The organism is Rhodocytophaga aerolata (assembly GCF_030503435.1).
Lineage (GTDB): Bacteria > Bacteroidota > Bacteroidia > Cytophagales > 172606-1 > Rhodocytophaga > Rhodocytophaga aerolata.
Genome location: NZ_JAUKPO010000020.1, coordinates 53,829 through 69,998, shown reverse-complemented (window position 1 = coordinate 69,998; position 16,170 = coordinate 53,829). Strand labels below are relative to the sequence as shown.

The following is a 16,170-nucleotide window of genomic DNA, read 5'->3' as shown; positions in this document are numbered from 1 at the left end:
ACACTTTTTGAAATTTTCCAGATTTTTTAAACTTATGTCACCTCAAAATTCAACTCCGCAAAAACAAAGCTTCAGCACAATTCTCAATAATGTGCTTGGTTCAGATGGCATCAAAACCGATGTGCAGGTAAAGATTGCTGACGATTTATACTACAAATTGGTTGCTGCCCTGGTCGTGGCTTTTCTGATCTGTACAGTAATCAACGTGATTATTAAGTCTGTAGCCAAAGGATAATCCTTCTACACTCATTTCTTCAACTGTTTCTCATTCCTGCCATGACACTGATTATCAATAGCAATCTGCAAACACCAGAGCACATCACAATCGAAAACCAGGAGTTTATCATTCCGGATGGTTTCTCTGTGGCAAGCATTGAAAATTTATCTGAAGAATTGCCTCTGCTGCTTAGAAATGCGAATGGCAAAACGGTAACTATTACTGCCGGTTCAGCTTTCTGTTATGATTTCATTGGCAAGATTAGAACGGCTGTAACAGTAGTGGCTTTGGGCGCAGGCTGCAAAGCACAGATTGTCTACGAATTTTAATCTCTAAAGCCAAATGTCATACGGATTTAATAAAAAAGGAGGCCTTACTACTTCAGGCACAGCCAAAGTACTTGCTTTCAACGGACAAAGGCCTATCACAAAGCCTAACATTCCAGGACTTTCCGGCCATACATTAGGAGGGGTGACCATTCCTGAATTTCTGGAAGGTTTCTTCCCGGCTGTGCCTCCTGGCGCTTCGCTTGTAGGAGGTGGCACCAGGCAGTTTGGAGCTTCACCGGAAGTTACCCTTTCCTGGTCAGTGGTAAAGAACACGTTTGCTATTACCGAGATTAATGTTGCCGGTACTGCCATTGTACCAACCGGTAATAATCAATCCGGAACACTGACTGTAATGGCTCAGCAAAACATAGCCACTACCTTCCAGATGTATGCCAAGGCCGGAAAAGATACGGCCTATGCCTCTAATACGATTGGCTGGTCCCATAAACGTTTTTGGGGAACCACAACAAAGGATGGTATCAACCAGGCAATTACCGATGCGGATATTCTAATACTATCGCAGGAATTTGCTTCTAATCGGGTGAAACCCCTTTCCGGTTTTGATGGCAGAGGGCAGTACTTCATTTATGTGTTTCCTACCGCTTGGGGTGTGCCGCAATTTTCAGTAAACGGTCTGCCAAATACAGCTTTCACCAGAGTTCGCACCGGGGCATTTGTCAATTCAGATGGCTTCTCTTCATCATTCGATGTGTGGATGTCCAATACTACTGTGTCCGGACTTGCTAACTATCAAATCAATTAATCAACATGGCAGAAAACAGGATAGGGACATTGGGGACAGCCCCATTTAGAATAAATAACCCGGACACTCCACAGCCTGCTTCATTTCCCAATGAGCATTTGGGTGGCTATCATACCTATGATTTCTGGAGTAACGGTACGGAAATGTCTGTGTGTGGCATCCGCAAGCACCACAGAGCCTGGAACATGCTGGCCTATGCCGCAGATAAGGGAATTACCTATAAGCTGATCAAAGGCTATAAATCTTTGGATATTATGGATAACGCCAACTGGAAAGTGTGGCGTATCGAATCTGAAGATACGGCTATGAATAAAGGCGGTTTGTCCTTATGGAAAGCAGAAGATAAGCCCTATGCCAATGAGGATTTTGTTGTCTATGACAGCAAAATATGGCAGTCTACGGTAGCTGACAATAATTTCACGCCAGCAGAAATTGACCCGTTGACCTTAGAGCCGGTAAGCGCCTGGAGAGAATCTTCGATTGATTCGCTGGCTCACCAAAGAAATAAAGATACTGGAGGCGTTAGAGCCGGTGGCGTATATATTACGTTCCAGGAAATTTATGAGTTGATCTTGCAAAGGGTTACCCAAAGCCAGATTGATGTAAACATAGGCCTGGGTAATTCAGATACCTTAGTTGCTTCGCAAAAAGCAGTAAAGAGCTATGTAGACAATCTGATCAACAATGCGCTGAAGTCACCCAAAGCGTTTGATGCTTCGATTGCAACCGCTTTTCCTTCAGGGGTAAAAGGAGATACCTACCGGGTAACGCTGCCAGGTATCGTAGAGAACGTAAGGCTTCAGGCCGGTGATCTGTTCTTTACTGATAAAGATGTAGCCGGAGCTGTAGCCGCTGATTGGTTTGTGGTGCAGTCTAATGTGGACCAGGCTACTACGGAAGTGCTAGGTTTGCTTCGCATTGCGACCAATGCGGAAGTCATTGCTGAACAGGTAACAGACAAGGCTATTGTGCCTTCAGCTTTGGGTGCCTGGTGGAGTGATGTAAAAACAAGAGCAGGCCTGTATTTCTCGCAGGTAGTTTCTTTCTTTGGTATCAACCTGGGAACCGATGCTACAGCCGGAAATACCCGGACCATAGCGGCCAAAGGTTCTGAAAACTCTGTAAGCCTCAGACTTGATGTAAAAGGCAATGGTTTAGTAGGTTCTAATGCGCTCATTCATGCCGGTACTGATGAATTACTGGCCTCTACCATAGAGGGGAATCTGAAAAATACCGGTATCAATCCAGCAAACATCGTACAGGCTGTTACCCTTGGAGAAACCTACTATGTTTCGCAAAGTGGGGATGATGCCAAAGCGCTGCCTGGCCGGATTGACAGGCCTTACAAAACCATTTCTGCAGCCATAGCTGCTACCCCTACAAGCTATGTTAAATGGTATAAGGTAGAAGTAGTTGAAGGGACCTATACTGAAGTAGTAAGCATTGCTGCACAAAAAAGCATATTGCTCTTTTTGCATTCTGGGGTAACCATTACTTCTGCTGATGCTACAGCTACGATCAATGCCGTACTTGGCCGCAATCTCTATATTTTAGGGCTAGGTAAGTACTCAGCTACCAAGATTGAAAACACCGGTGCCGGTAATGCTATCCGCAGTTCTGTATTGGATGCCGGTACCTACAGCGTGTTTGTTGAAGGAATTTCCGAAATTTCTTCTGCTACCGGTGCGGCTATCTATGGCAATACTAGAGGGGGAATCCTGCTACGCAACATGGGTAGGGTATTCTCTACAAGCAACATAGCCATTCATGGCAATTTTCAGTACAATCCTTTGTATGCCTACGATGTAGACCAGATCTACTCTACTACCAACAAGGCTATCGAAGTTAGTTATTATTCGCTTTACCGGTGTGGCAAAATCTATTCTAATACCAATGTAGCCATAGCTATCAGTTATCCGGATTCTAACCGCAGTGATATAGTAGATTGTGGCGAAGTGTTCTCACTTACTCATGCCGCCATTAAAGCCATACACCGGCCAATGGGTATCAATGCCAGAAGAACCAGGTTCAGAGGTCAGGGACAAGTAATAGAAGCAGGTGCCGCAGTAGTAAATATTATTGATGACTGTGAAATTATCTGTGAATCTACTTTTACAACCGATAGTGGTATTCTGTATGGTAATTCTTTTGAAGTACCTTCTGTAAAGTCTCGCTTTACTCGCAATCGGATTATCATGGGTAATGTGGCTGCACTTCCGATCAGAACCTACCAGGGAGGCGCTTATACGGCTGAAGTCAATAATACCATCTACAATACCGATGTGCTCTACGATGCTACCAGGCTGACAAACACACTCGATTTTAATAACATGAGTTCACCGGCTCTTTAATCTACAGCTATGTCATTTTTTAAAATAACCAAGAATTTAATTGATAACGGACTAGATCTTCTTTATAAGAACAATCCGGTAGCTTTTACCATAGATGAAAATACGCTGTTTGTTTCGGCTTCTAAAGGGGATGATACTACCGGAATCAAAGGAAGAAGAGATAGGCCTTTTAAGACCTATGCCAAAGCAGTAGAAGTACTTGCAGCCGGTGATAAGGTTTGGTTTATGCCTGGTAGCTATGCAACCGGGAATGTGCAGTCAGACAAAGCAGACGTTTCTTTTTACCTGCAATCGGCTACACTTACCGGGGATGTGGCTATGCAGGGAGGCAATTTTACGATTGCTTCTGATGGTAGTGGTATAGTTACCGGCTCTGTTGGCTATGCTGGCATTGACTTCAGCAAAACCTACTACATCAAAAATTTAAGACGTTGCGGCCTGCTTCGGGGAACAATCTATGTGGATGGGCTACATGAGCTGCATACCCTATCGGATGTAGCCACTTACTATATCCATAATGTTCAGCGCCTTACAGGTATACTTGTTACGGTCACAGAGCTAGTAAATGTCCGGGAAATTGTGCCGCAAAATTCGCTTACCTGGGCAAGAAACGCTACTATCCGCAAATGCCGCTTCTTTACTTCTGCTGCCAATACTCGCAACCTGACTTTTGGCACCAACAACTTAGGGGTAAATGAGATTGTGTTCAATGACTGTGAATTTGTGAGCACTCAGTCTTACAACTTCCAGGCCAATGGAGAGGATATTGCCAATGGGTATATCAAATGGATAAACTGCCGGTTTATCGCTGGCGCTGCCTATCACTTGGATATGGCGCTGAATGCTTCCTTTCCCAACACCAAGCTGAATCTCACCTTTATTGGCTGTGATATACAAAAGGTGCCGTTTGTTAAAGGTGGCGTTACTTCAACTACGACTGATTTCAGGCTAACACCTAATCTGACAGACAACAATACGGATCTGCTCTATAAGGGCTTAGGTATTGCTACTGTTGTCAATCAAGGTTCAGTTGTATATGTGTCTAAAAACGGCAACGATGCCACAGGATTGCAAGGCAGGATAGACAGGCCATTTCTTAGCATTCAGGGTGCTATCAATTCTAATCAAGGCAAAACGGTGATTGTGCTGGGTGGTACCTATTATGAGCAAGTTACTGTAGAGAACGGTACCCATACCTGTGAAAGAATTTCACTTTGGTTTGGTGCCAGAATCGAATCAAATCAACTCTATACGGTAAAGATCGGCAATGCAGGATTTATGCTGGATGCACAGTTTCAGTTTAACTATGCTCAATATATAACACTTAATTCATCTGTTATTGTTAATACTCACGTTGATGGGCATTGCCTGGAAAGAGGGGGAAACCCAGGCCACATTTCCGTACAGGCAGAGAACATAACCTTTGAATCAAGAGGGACAGGTACCGGAGCTGCTAGCGTTTGGTTTGTTAACCAGTTCATTGCCCGTAATTGCAAGTTTGTAGCCGAAAAACGCTGCTTATATGATACGTATGGAACACAAATAAGCATTTTTGCTGAACACTGCTATTTCCAAAGTACAGGAGGATTCATTTATGAATCAGATGGGTATGCTGGTTTAGCAGGAAGAATGATTAACTGCTATTTGTCGGCTGCTAATGGATTGAATCTGTCTTCGATGGGTAGTTTGCCACTACTCTTGAAAGGATGCAATCTAAAAACAACCGTTGGGTATGCAATAAATACGGTGCCAGCCTACAATGGAGCAAACAACATTACCATTGAAGATTCGACTATAAGGGCCAACGGCAAATGTATTCAAGGCAATAATACTGGCCTTATTGAAATAGTTAATTCCAAACTTATCTCAACAACCAGCTTGCCAGTGGATGTAAACCAGAATGTGGCCAGCGGTAAAGTGGAAATCAGAGAATCCAAGCTGATCGCTGAAGCAAGCCATACCCATTGTGTTGTCAACTCAAATACAACCAATAAGAAATTCAATTTAATAAATGTGAGCATGAATAAGCCGCACAACGCTAACTGTGCCGGAGTGATTCACAATGTTCTAATCGAAGATATTTTAACTGCTTAATTCTATGGCTGGTCCAAGGCATATTACCAATAATCTGTTAGATAACGAAACAGATCTTTTATATAAAGGCTTGCCTATTGCCACAACACAGTCCTATGGCAGAGTTTCCTTTGTCTCTCCAACGGGCAACGATGCTACTGCACTCCAAGGCCGGATGGATAGACCCTACCGTACCATACAAGCGGCTGTAAATGCACCCTATATCAATACCAATGTGATAGATAAAATAATGGTTCTAGGAGGCAACTGGAATGAGAACGTTACTTTTACACGCAATAATGTATTCTTGCATTTTGTCAATGCTAACCTCTCAGGGGGTGCCGGTTCCGCTATCGCTTCCGGCCAGTATGGTACTCTTGCCTTGATTTTGGAAAACTCTGAAATCTCTAACAACTCTGCTTCTGCTACTGTAGCCGTAGGAGGGAGAATCATTGGCATTGGCCGTTCCAGAATCTTCAATATCGGCACTGGCATTGCAGTCTATGGCTCTGGGGCAACTATCCATAACATGCGGATTGAGAATGCTGGAAATACAACGACACCGGCTGACTTTCCGGCTCTTTGGGCAGTGGATTGTAAGGTAACTAATACCAACTGTATCTCTACCAATAGCAATGCCTGTGTAGCCCAACGTTATCACAACTCGCATATCCTTTTTGAAAACTGTTCCTTTTATTCTGCCAATCAAGCAGCTGTACGGCCAGATCGTGGAGGTTCTTTTTATAGAAACTGTCAGATGCGCTCAGTGAACGGCTTTGGCATGATTAGCTCTGGAGCCTGGAACCGGCTGGAAAACTGTCAGATATATTCAGACAACCATCATGCTATGGCGCATTATGGAGGGGGCAGTGGAAACAGCCACATCAACTGCATTTTCAAAGGAGCACTGGATTGCATCTTTTCTGACTGGTATGGACACTCTCACCATGCAGGCTCAGAAAACATGATGGGGCGCTTTGACAATTGTGAGTTTTATGCCGGTACCGGTCAGGTTTTCAACTACACATTTGATATGTATGAGAACGTTCAGGCCGGGGTTCGGATTCAGATTGCCAATAGCAAGATGAACAAAGCCTATGCTTTCACCTCTGACCCAAGAGTAAATCCGGCTTACCGCTTCCGGGAATGGAACAATATGGTGATACCAGGCCTGCCTTGTTTGTATGAATTTATGATTACTCCTTACTAATAACAGCCATGCACAAAATTAATGATAGATTAATAGATACTGGACAGGTAATTAGCTACAAAGGCATACCCCTGGCGCTTTCCTCCAAGTTTGGCGCAATCAGCTACGTGTCCCTGGAAGGAGATAATGCTATAGCGCAGGTTGGCCAGATAGATAAACCGTTTAGGACCATACAGGCGGCTGTAGATGCTACACCGGACTTTGGCTTTGTCTATATTTTTACCGGCACCTATGATGGACAAATTAATCTTACCAAGTCTGTCACCTTGTTTCTGTATGGAGCTACGCTGAGAAATACCTCTGCCGATGCTACCCAACATACCATTACCTATACTGGCCTGAATGTAGAAAGAAAGATAAACATTCTAGGTGTTGGGACCATTCAGCGCACAGGTGTTACCAATGCAGATACGGCTACAGCGAGAGCTGTATGGATGCCTTTTCTACACTACATTGACCTGTTTGTAGGTGGCATTGACGTAACCTGCACCAATGCGGCTGCTTTTGAATTTGCTAAAGGCAGACACTTTACCTACCGGGATGGCAAGATTAGTATTACCGGAAGAGGGCATGGCATTGCCTGTAACGAAGCTCACAATGGCAATAGCTACCTGTTTGAGAGAGTAACTGTCCGTACTGATCTAGGCCGTTGCCTAAATCTCTACGGAGGCTCTAACCGGGCTATCCTACGGGATTGTGATATGCTTTCTAACAGCAACCAGGCCATTGTAGGGGTGGATATGACCTTTATTCTGGAAGGCTGCACCACAGAATCAAAACTCTACGAAGCCCTACGGGATTATCAATTTGGTCGCATTAGAGCCATTAACTCTAAGTTCATTGGCCAGACCTATGCCTGGTCCGGACAGGATTATATTCAAAGGTTCGGGTTCCAGAACTGTGATTTTGTCTCCAAGACAACGTTTCCGGTGTATTTCAAGCCTTTGCTTGATTTTCCTAACCAACAGGAATTTTTGAATTGCCGCTTGATTGCTCACTCTTCAGCTACGCAAATATTTGCCTATGTGGACCAGTATGGAGCAACCTCAGTGAAGTTTATCAACTGCACCGGCAATAAGGACCTGCCTGCTGTTCGCTACCAGTCAGTGATCCGCAACTACATTTTTGAAGAAACATTATCTGATATAACGATTTAAGGCTATGCCAAAGCACTATCTAAATGAAAACCTGGTAGATAGCTCTCTTGGGCTATTTTATAAAAACAGAGAGGTGATTCTGGCCTTAAACATGGGAAGAATTTTCTATGTCAACGGCACAGATGGGGATGATACCACCGGCGCACGTGGCCGGTTTGATAAGCCTTATAAGACTATTTCTGCTGCCATAGCTGCTGCTCCTAACACGGGTGATATCATAGAAGTAATGACCGGGACCTACAATGAAAACGTCACCGGCAAAGTTTCCGGCTTTACACACCTGGTTTTACGGGGAGCAACCATTAATGGCAACATCAATATCAATAATAATACTGGCTCTGGCGTAATGTACCTGCTGCAAGGTTCCAGGGTGAACGGTAGCTATTCTGGCACCTTCGGAGGTATGATCATTAGTGATGGCTCTGGCATTTGGAATGGTCAACTAATTATGCCTAATGGCTCTGGAAGAGTTAAAGGCCTGCGTACATGGTCAACAACCACTACTTCACTTTCAGATACGCTCACAACTAATTGCATTATCGAAGATATTGACCTTGTTGAAAGTTCGTATGAGTGGAATTTCAGAACAGGGGATAATGTGGAAGGCCATGCCACCAACCGCAATGCGATACTCCGCAATATCCGCATCCTTCGCAATACCTCAGAGCTGGCTACTGCCAGGGTATTTAATCCGGTTAATGAGATTAGTTTAGACACAATAGAAAACATAGGCCTTATTGAGTGCAGGAACGGCAAAATACACAATGATCTATGGAGGCCTTTCAGACTGTTCCATTGTCAGAATGTGACTTTTAAGAGCAAACTGCAAAGCTTTTATGCTCAAGCGTTGACATTCAATGCCTATAACTCTCGCTTTATCTGCACCGATGAATCCATTTTCAAGCATAACAGCAACATTGTAGAAAATGTAGGTTTGATGAAATTCTATCAATGTCAGTTCCAGGCCGGAGCTGTTGCACCGAGTATACTGGAAAACACGAACTTTGGACCCAAGCTGGAACTGTTTTGTAGCCAGTACAACAAGGCTAATTTCAACACAGGAATAGCCAATACTACAGAAAGTTTAGGCTTCAACTCAGTAGTAGAAACGATCAACATTAGAACAGCCAAATATTAATCATACCGGCAAACAGGCCGATTTTTTCAACTAAGCATTTTTTAACTTTCATTTTTTCAACTCATGGACAGAATAATTATCCAATTAAAAGCTAACGGTACTGCCTTACACCGGATTTTCATGCAACGGGAAGCTGTCAGCAACCTGACAAGTAGCTTGCCGGAGGCACATCACAATGTATTGATGGCTGATCAGTCAGAGGCATTCAAAACAACTTATACAGATCTAGTAAATGCCTGTATTGCCATTTTTGAGGCTAAACACCCACAAGTTACCGAGCACTTTCATAACGTAAAAGAAATCGGAGCTGACCCATACGATGCTACCGTTACCCGTACCCTTTACTGCAACAGAGTAATTGATGTGATACCTGGCATAGAGTTTCAATTGCCAGTAGTGGTACGTCATTTCCGCAATGGCATCCATATACCAGGGGAAATTCCGGATTTTACCGTAGTGCTAAAAGGGACCAAAGACCGGATGATTGAGGTAAATGACGTAATGATATCAGAATACCAGCATTTTGCTGACCTGTCTAAAGTCTATCCGGAAGGAGTAATTATTGATCAGCAATTAACCCTAGAGGCTGCTGCCGGGAAGTTCGATAGGCCAGCGCCACAGGTAGAATTGCCTCAATAATCTTTCTCACACTAAACAGCTTCAGTCATGGGGTACAAAAATTTCATTTCGCAAAACTTAATTGAAACCGAAGAAGGCCTGTTCTGGAAAGGAAACCTGTATGCACCGGCTAATATCAATATCGTAACGAAAGTACTAGAAAATGTGTCCCTGGCTGATGCTGCCTTAGTGGAGCTGATGCCTGCCATTGACAATGGCAAGCGGCTGTTTATTACAAAGATTGACTTTGTTCCGGAGAATATTTCTGGTCTAGTGCAGGCACCGGCCATTTCCGTAGGTTTCCTCTCACAGGATTATAACTGGCTCATTGAGTACCTGGACCTTTCGGAGATACGCATGGACACCTTCATGCCGATGATCATTAACGGAGCTACACCAGTGGTACCGGCCAACACAGCTCTTGTCTTAAAAAAGCAGCTAGTGGCTCAGGCAACAGCATACATAATTTCCATTAGAATTTTAGGCTATTATAAGTAACACTATGGGTTGGCTTACCTACGATGATAAAGATATTGACCGGCTGTTTACCGACAGTGTGGAGCACCGGCTGGCGCAGTCTACCCTGGCTATACGCACAGGAAGGCCATATTGTCCTTACCTGCTTGGTAACCCTGCAATGGGTAATGCAACAGGCCTGCTTACAGGCAAGCTACGGGCTATTCCTTTTAAAATAACCCGTTCTGCCAGAATCCTGCAAATGGGTTTATACCTGCTGCAAGGAGGTAATCTGAACGCTACCAAATTCCGCTTTGGTCTTTATAAATCCAATCTGGACAGCTTTTTGCCTTCAGAGCTACTTTTGCAGACAATGGATATTACCATAACCACCTATGGAGCTGAGTATGTGGTTTCGGGTATGAATGTGCTCTTGGAGGCAGGCTTGTACTACCTTGCCTTGACTACAGATCATGCAGATACGAAAAAACCGCTAGTGTTCAGAGGCTTTTCTACCGTATCTCAGGATATAGTGTTGCACTATGATTCCCCTTCGGCTACCGCTGGAGTGTCCCGGATAGAGGCACCACTTACCTATTCGGCTAGTGGCCTGCCAGCACAGTTTCCGGCTACTCACTCGCTTATGAGTGATATCAACTATAGTCCTGAATTTTTCACGCTTAAAATTATAGCTAAGTAATGGAACCCATACAAGAACAACAACTTACGCTGACTGTAGAGCCAAGGCCAAATTTGAACGTGTTTGTGCTCACCGGCCTGGAGGAATCGCCAGCCAATCTGAACTATGATATTTTAGGCCTGCACAAAGTGCGCAAATTCGTCAAAGGAGAGCTAATTGGAGTAGATTACTACAAAAAGTTTGATGAAGTAAGTAATGCCTATTCCGGGCTATGCGTAAGAGAGTACAATACCTATATCCGCAAAGACGACTTTGTATATAAGCGAGAAAAACGAATTGAATGGTTGTTGGCATCCGGGTTTGTCGGAGAAATAAAAGAAACCATTAAGTATTATTCACCTTTAGAGGCTATCACAGAGGGCAAAATTAGAAGGCAGAATATCATTAATGAAGTAAAATTTAATGCCTGGTATCTGTTAGGTCCCCTAGATGGATTTAAAATTATGTCTGTCTTTAAGCAAAACATAGACCTCTACATTGAAGGGGTACTAGAACCGCTACATACCCAATTAGCTGCCTCTACAGAGCCATACCTGGATAATCTTCTCTCAGATGGACAAACCACTGTCAGAGCCTATCTAATCAATTTTGTCACTATTTAATAAGACCTACCGGTCATTTTTTCAACTGCTATGAACAAGTTAATTGCACCTGTTTTAGATCAATTCCCCAACCTTGCACCAGTAGACCGTATGCCGGTCCATGCCCTTGTGATTTCCGGAGGTGGGGCATTAGGCGCTTTGGGTGGAGGTACCCTTGCCAGACTAAATAAAGATTATCAGATTATTTCAGGCGTTTCTACCGGTTCGCTGCTTTCGCCACTGGTCGCTTTGCGTGAGTGGGACCGGCTACGGGAAGCCTATACGACTGTGACCCAAAAGGATATTTTTACCTATAATCCGTTCAAGGCCGATGGAAAAATTCACATATGGAAGGCTATCTGGCGTATTCTGCAAGGCAAAACTACGCTAGGGGATTCTTCAGCTTTGCGGAAAACCATTAAACGCTTTTTCTCTCAGGCTGATTTTGAATGCTTGCAGCAATCGGGCAAACAGATCATTGTGGCCTGCCAGGAAACTTCCAGAGAGCCAGAACAGATTCATCATTTTTCTTCCTTAGATTGTTCGTATGAGGATATGGTAGACTACCTTTGGTTTTCGGCCAATGCACCTGGGGTAATGAGTATCGGCTATAAAAATGGAGGAGAATGGTGTGATGGAGGGGTAACCGAGCTATTGTCACTTAAGAAAGTGATTCAGATGGGCGCTACCCATGTAGATGTGATCATACACCGGTGCCGCAGAAATGCCCTGCAAAAGTCACCGGCCAAAGATTTCTTTCATAATGTGTTCCGGCTTGCAGATATTATGCGCCATGAGATTGAAGCCAACGATTTAGAGACAGGTTTGCTGTATGCACATGCCTATAAAGTAAAAGTTAACGTATACTGGATTCCAGAGAAATTAACCAATAATTCGCTCATTTTCGACAAGGCTAAAATGAACGCTTGGTGGCAACTTGGCTACAATACAGCTTTGGATGAAAAAAGGATTGACCGGTATTCTGGCAGTATCTTATCGGAGGCCGTATGATTTTAGAAAGTATGATTGTGCATTTTCCTAAAGTAGAAGAATCTATCAAGCAGGCCGTTATTATGGATTATAGTGAGGAGGCAAGGTTGGCCAGAGGGATACACCGGTATAGTAAAGTAGAGCCTATGTTTGTCAATTATAATAAGCTATCTGCCAAGGAGCAACAGCTTTGGGATGAATTTATGGATATGCTGCAAAAGAACATGCACAATAAAATAGTTAAGTAAGTCTAAGCAGCAAGTAGTATGAAACTTTTAATTCGCATTTTTTTCTTAGGAAGCATTTTTAGGATATCCAAGTTTGGTTGGTATTTAATCATTACCTGTATTATCCTGCTCATGAAGTATATGAAAAATGCTCCTAGCCTGCCAACTGATTTTTTACCTATAATGGCTATTGGCATTGGTATAAGCCTTGTTTCACTCCTTTTTGAACTCCTAGAAGAACGAAAACAAAGAAATGCTTTAAAAGAAGCTGAAAAGCTTTTTAAAGAAAGATTCGACTAAAACCAACCATTCATCAGACCTGCCTATACCTCTATCCATATAGTTATCTATATATGTAGATGTGTAGATGTGTAGATGTGTAGTAGACCATAAACAAACCACTCTTTAACCTTTTGACCATTCCTGGTCAATATGACCATTCTTTAGTCATATAGCTTTAAGCTAATTTTTTAAACTGTAACCGCTTGCCGAAAAGGTAAGGAAATGAATGGAATCTATTAAAGAGTTATTAAAAGAATCAAGTGAATTACTAGTGCTTTTTTTGGGGTACGTGGGATTAGAAGTAATCAAGCGTGTCAAACAACTGCGAACGGCCAAAATAGCGGAGGCTAAGTCAGACCCAAAAGTACTCATGCAGAAAAAGAATGATATAGAAAATCATTGCGTAGTCATTGGGGACCAGACAAAAGCGCAACACGTATCGGTATGGCGGCTACATAACGGAGAATTTTATGCCGGGGGAGATTCCATTAAGAAGCTCTCCATGTATACTGAATGGGCGATTACAGACAGTCTGCATGTAGATGCACAAAGCCAGAACCTGCCACTTAAAAACTTCTCAAAAACCTTTGTGGCAATGTCGGAAAATGAGTTTGTGAGCCTGCAACAAGGCCATTGTGACGACTGGCACATGGATAAGTTCATGAAGTCAAGAGGCTACAGCTATATGGTGTGTGTGCTCTTACATGCGCCAAGGGAAAATGATAACCGCTTAGTGTCAGTAGGTATGCTCTGTATTGCTTACCTGTCAGAGAATTTTGACTTTAAATCCATCAACTCACATCAAGTACTCAAATACAAAAAAGAGCTGGAGTATAAAATTGATAATTTTTTAACCAACAACTAGATGAAATTCAGCATTGATTTAATTTTCAGAGTAGTAGTGATCTTGCTTCTACTGATGCAACAGGCCGGTATTCAGTATTTCTACAATAAGGCTGACAAGTTTGAAAAGGAAGCGATTCAGACCAAAGAGTTTTACAAGGAAAAGGAAATTATCAGAGAAACCAATGCTGCCAGCCAGATGAAGGCCACAGTAGAGGTAGACGAATTATCTATCAAGCTTTTTTCGGAGCTAATGGATAAAAAGCTCTCCATCCTTTCTAAACAGTTTAATACCGAACTCAATAAAAACTCTACAAGGATTCACTCTATGACTGATCTATCCATTACAACCCGTTTGGAAGGTCTGAAAATGGCAAAGATTGATACCACAATCAATGTGATAACCATTGTGGGAGATACCACAAAGCGCAAAGGAAAAGTAGGCCACTATGATGATACCTACAACCAGTTCACCATTATGGATAATGGAGAAACCTATGAAGTGCTACCAGGCTCTACTATCCGCAATGATGTAACGACTGCCGTTTACCAAGGCGCTAGGCCTAAGCTGATCTGGATAATACCCAAATTCTGGAAACCTAAACCCTTTCTTTCTGAAACCTATCTCTACAACCCATTATCTGGAGTAGATACCGTCCGGACGGTAGTAGTATCAGAACGTGTCAATAAGAAAAAACCCAATTAATTAACTAATCATGTTTTTCTATTTTTTCAACTCTCAACTAATGTCCAAATTCAATCGATTACTCAAATTATTTAATGAATGGATAGGATTACCCATTGCATTAGTGCTCTATTTTATTGGTCCCTCTTTCATCCGGCTTATTGACCCTGAAGCTGGTTCTTTTGACAGTGGCCAGCTCAATATTATTTTTTTCGGAGTAATTAAGGTCCTGGTCGCCTCTTCTGTAGCATGGCTAGGGTACCGGCTCAACTTTCCAAAACTCTATGGCTATTTCATTGAGACTATGGAGAATGACTTTTTAAAATCGAATGATACAACTAAATATACCCTGCTCACATGCGCCAAATATTCATTATTTATCTATTTTGCTTATATGCTTCTTGTAATCTGGTCCTTGCAAACAGTCTAACAGGAGGTTATATTATTCCAGAGCAAGATAAGAGAGAGGCTGTTATGACTTCGGCTAAACGCTACATTGGCACCAGGGAGCTGACAGGCCAGAATGATGGAAAAGAGGTTGAAGCTTTTTTAGCTTCAGTCAACTTACAAAAAGGTCAGGCCTGGTGTGCGGCCTTTGTCAACTTCATTTATGAGATGTGCCAGGTAAAAACGCCAAAATCCGGATGGGTGCCTACATGGTTTCCGGCAAACAAGCTCGTTTACAAAGCAGGTAAGGTAATTAAGCGTATTCCAATTAAAGGTGATGTATTTGGTATTTACTTCGCTAGTAAGAAACGGTTAGCACATATTGGCTTTATCGAATCTTGGGGTGAAGGCAAATATGCCACTTGTATTGAAGGAAACACAAACTCTCAGGGTTCACGTGAAGGAGATGGTGTTTACCGCAAATACCGGCTCAAAAGTCAGCTACATTCGGTAGCCAGCTATATCCATGACTAAACACTCCAACAGAGATAATCCAAATTTTTTCAACTGTAATTTTTCTCAACCAATTTTTTAAACTCCAATACAATGATTAAGCATTTAACAAAAACTAACATTCTTTTTACGCTTCAACTTGTCGTAGCTGTGTTGACCATTATCTGGTTAGTAAAACAACTGCGTGTACAAAAGAGCCAGCCAAAAGTAGCTTCAGCTGAAAAAAGCTATATCGGTCAGTAATCAATGAATCCATACAAAGTGATAAGCGCCTGCCGGTGTAACCAGTAGGCGCTTTACGACTTATTTTTTCAACTATGAAAAGGCCGGTATTCCTTGTTTCTCTGCCTGTGATCGGAGCTATTGCAGCAGCTATTTATTTCTACCTTATCCGCTTTCCCAAATTTGCTCTCCTATCAGTTAGTAAAAAAAGCAACCTGATAAGCTTACCTTTCTGGTCTTCCCCTTTCTCATACGGCATATATCTAAAAAGGCTCAAAATCTAGGGCCAAAAAGTAGGACGATAAATTATTTTGTGATTCTATTTAAGGCCATAACTTTAGTGTCCTTTTTTAGGATGGTACTACTATTTAGCAATAAACTTAGTTATCGAATAATTTTTTAGTTAAAAATTGTGAGGAAAATATTCA

General features: G+C 42.6%; 20 protein-coding genes. All 20 read left to right on the top strand.

The window, feature by feature from the left end:
- The first annotated feature begins 34 nt into the window (after positions 1 to 34).
- The gene (locus Q0590_RS25100; protein ID WP_302040381.1) at positions 35 to 235 is read left to right on the top strand and encodes a hypothetical protein; all 201 of its coding nucleotides are present in this window, start codon (positions 35 to 37) and stop codon (positions 233 to 235) included.
- A 41-nt stretch (positions 236 to 276) separates the two neighbouring features.
- Positions 277 to 546: a hypothetical protein gene (locus tag Q0590_RS25095; RefSeq protein WP_302040380.1), complete on the top strand. Its 270-nt coding sequence runs from the start codon at positions 277 to 279 to the stop codon at positions 544 to 546.
- A 13-nt stretch (positions 547 to 559) separates the two neighbouring features.
- A complete protein-coding gene (locus Q0590_RS25090) occupies positions 560 to 1,309 on the top strand; it encodes a hypothetical protein (protein ID WP_302040379.1) in 750 nt (249 codons plus the stop codon).
- A gap of 5 nt (positions 1,310 to 1,314) precedes the next feature.
- Entirely contained in the window at positions 1,315 to 3,660 is a 2,346-nt protein-coding gene (locus Q0590_RS25085; RefSeq protein ID WP_302040378.1) for a pectinesterase, read from the top strand.
- A 9-nt stretch (positions 3,661 to 3,669) separates the two neighbouring features.
- Positions 3,670 to 5,754, top strand: coding sequence for a hypothetical protein (locus tag Q0590_RS25080; RefSeq protein ID WP_302040377.1), 2,085 nt, complete (start codon positions 3,670 to 3,672; stop codon positions 5,752 to 5,754).
- A gap of 4 nt (positions 5,755 to 5,758) precedes the next feature.
- On the top strand, positions 5,759 to 6,943 hold the full coding sequence (locus Q0590_RS25075) for a hypothetical protein (protein WP_302040376.1): 1,185 nt from the start codon (positions 5,759 to 5,761) through the stop codon (positions 6,941 to 6,943).
- Between the two features lie 8 nt (positions 6,944 to 6,951).
- Positions 6,952 to 8,100 carry a hypothetical protein gene (locus tag Q0590_RS25070; RefSeq protein WP_302040375.1) on the top strand — a complete coding sequence of 383 codons (1,149 nt, stop codon included), beginning with the start codon at positions 6,952 to 6,954 and terminating at the stop codon, positions 8,098 to 8,100.
- Positions 8,101 to 8,104: 4 nt separating this feature from the next.
- Positions 8,105 to 9,238 carry a hypothetical protein gene (locus Q0590_RS25065; protein WP_302040374.1) on the top strand — a complete coding sequence of 378 codons (1,134 nt, stop codon included), beginning with the start codon at positions 8,105 to 8,107 and terminating at the stop codon, positions 9,236 to 9,238.
- Positions 9,239 to 9,301: 63 nt separating this feature from the next.
- A complete protein-coding gene (locus Q0590_RS25060) occupies positions 9,302 to 9,877 on the top strand; it encodes a hypothetical protein (protein WP_302040373.1) in 576 nt (191 codons plus the stop codon).
- Positions 9,878 to 9,904: 27 nt separating this feature from the next.
- Entirely contained in the window at positions 9,905 to 10,354 is a 450-nt protein-coding gene (locus Q0590_RS25055; protein WP_302040372.1) for a hypothetical protein, read from the top strand.
- Between the two features lie 4 nt (positions 10,355 to 10,358).
- Entirely contained in the window at positions 10,359 to 11,012 is a 654-nt protein-coding gene (locus Q0590_RS25050; protein ID WP_302040371.1) for a hypothetical protein, read from the top strand.
- Positions 11,012 to 11,614, top strand: coding sequence for a hypothetical protein (locus Q0590_RS25045; RefSeq protein ID WP_302040370.1), 603 nt, complete (start codon positions 11,012 to 11,014; stop codon positions 11,612 to 11,614). The genes Q0590_RS25050 and Q0590_RS25045 overlap by 1 nt, the downstream gene beginning before the upstream one ends.
- 30 nt (positions 11,615 to 11,644) lie before the next feature.
- Positions 11,645 to 12,604 (top strand): patatin-like phospholipase family protein, encoded by a 960-nt coding sequence (locus Q0590_RS25040; RefSeq protein WP_302040369.1) that lies wholly within the window; start codon positions 11,645 to 11,647, stop codon positions 12,602 to 12,604.
- Positions 12,601 to 12,831: a hypothetical protein gene (locus tag Q0590_RS25035; RefSeq protein ID WP_302040368.1), complete on the top strand. Its 231-nt coding sequence runs from the start codon at positions 12,601 to 12,603 to the stop codon at positions 12,829 to 12,831. Before Q0590_RS25040 ends, Q0590_RS25035 begins: the two co-directional genes overlap by 4 nt.
- 18 nt (positions 12,832 to 12,849) lie before the next feature.
- Positions 12,850 to 13,110: a hypothetical protein gene (locus Q0590_RS25030; RefSeq protein WP_302040367.1), complete on the top strand. Its 261-nt coding sequence runs from the start codon at positions 12,850 to 12,852 to the stop codon at positions 13,108 to 13,110.
- Positions 13,111 to 13,318: 208 nt separating this feature from the next.
- On the top strand, positions 13,319 to 13,957 hold the full coding sequence (locus Q0590_RS25025) for a hypothetical protein (RefSeq protein WP_302040366.1): 639 nt from the start codon (positions 13,319 to 13,321) through the stop codon (positions 13,955 to 13,957).
- Positions 13,958 to 14,641, top strand: a complete 684-nt coding sequence (locus Q0590_RS25020) for a hypothetical protein (RefSeq protein ID WP_302040365.1) — start codon at positions 13,958 to 13,960, stop codon at positions 14,639 to 14,641.
- A 40-nt stretch (positions 14,642 to 14,681) separates the two neighbouring features.
- Positions 14,682 to 15,050 (top strand): hypothetical protein, encoded by a 369-nt coding sequence (locus Q0590_RS25015; RefSeq protein WP_302040364.1) that lies wholly within the window; start codon positions 14,682 to 14,684, stop codon positions 15,048 to 15,050.
- 44 nt (positions 15,051 to 15,094) lie between these two features.
- A complete protein-coding gene (locus tag Q0590_RS25010; protein WP_302040363.1) occupies positions 15,095 to 15,541 on the top strand; it encodes a CHAP domain-containing protein in 447 nt (148 codons plus the stop codon).
- A 72-nt stretch (positions 15,542 to 15,613) separates the two neighbouring features.
- Positions 15,614 to 15,763, top strand: a complete 150-nt coding sequence (locus tag Q0590_RS25005) for a hypothetical protein (protein WP_302040362.1) — start codon at positions 15,614 to 15,616, stop codon at positions 15,761 to 15,763.
- Positions 15,764 to 16,170 lie beyond the last annotated feature (407 nt).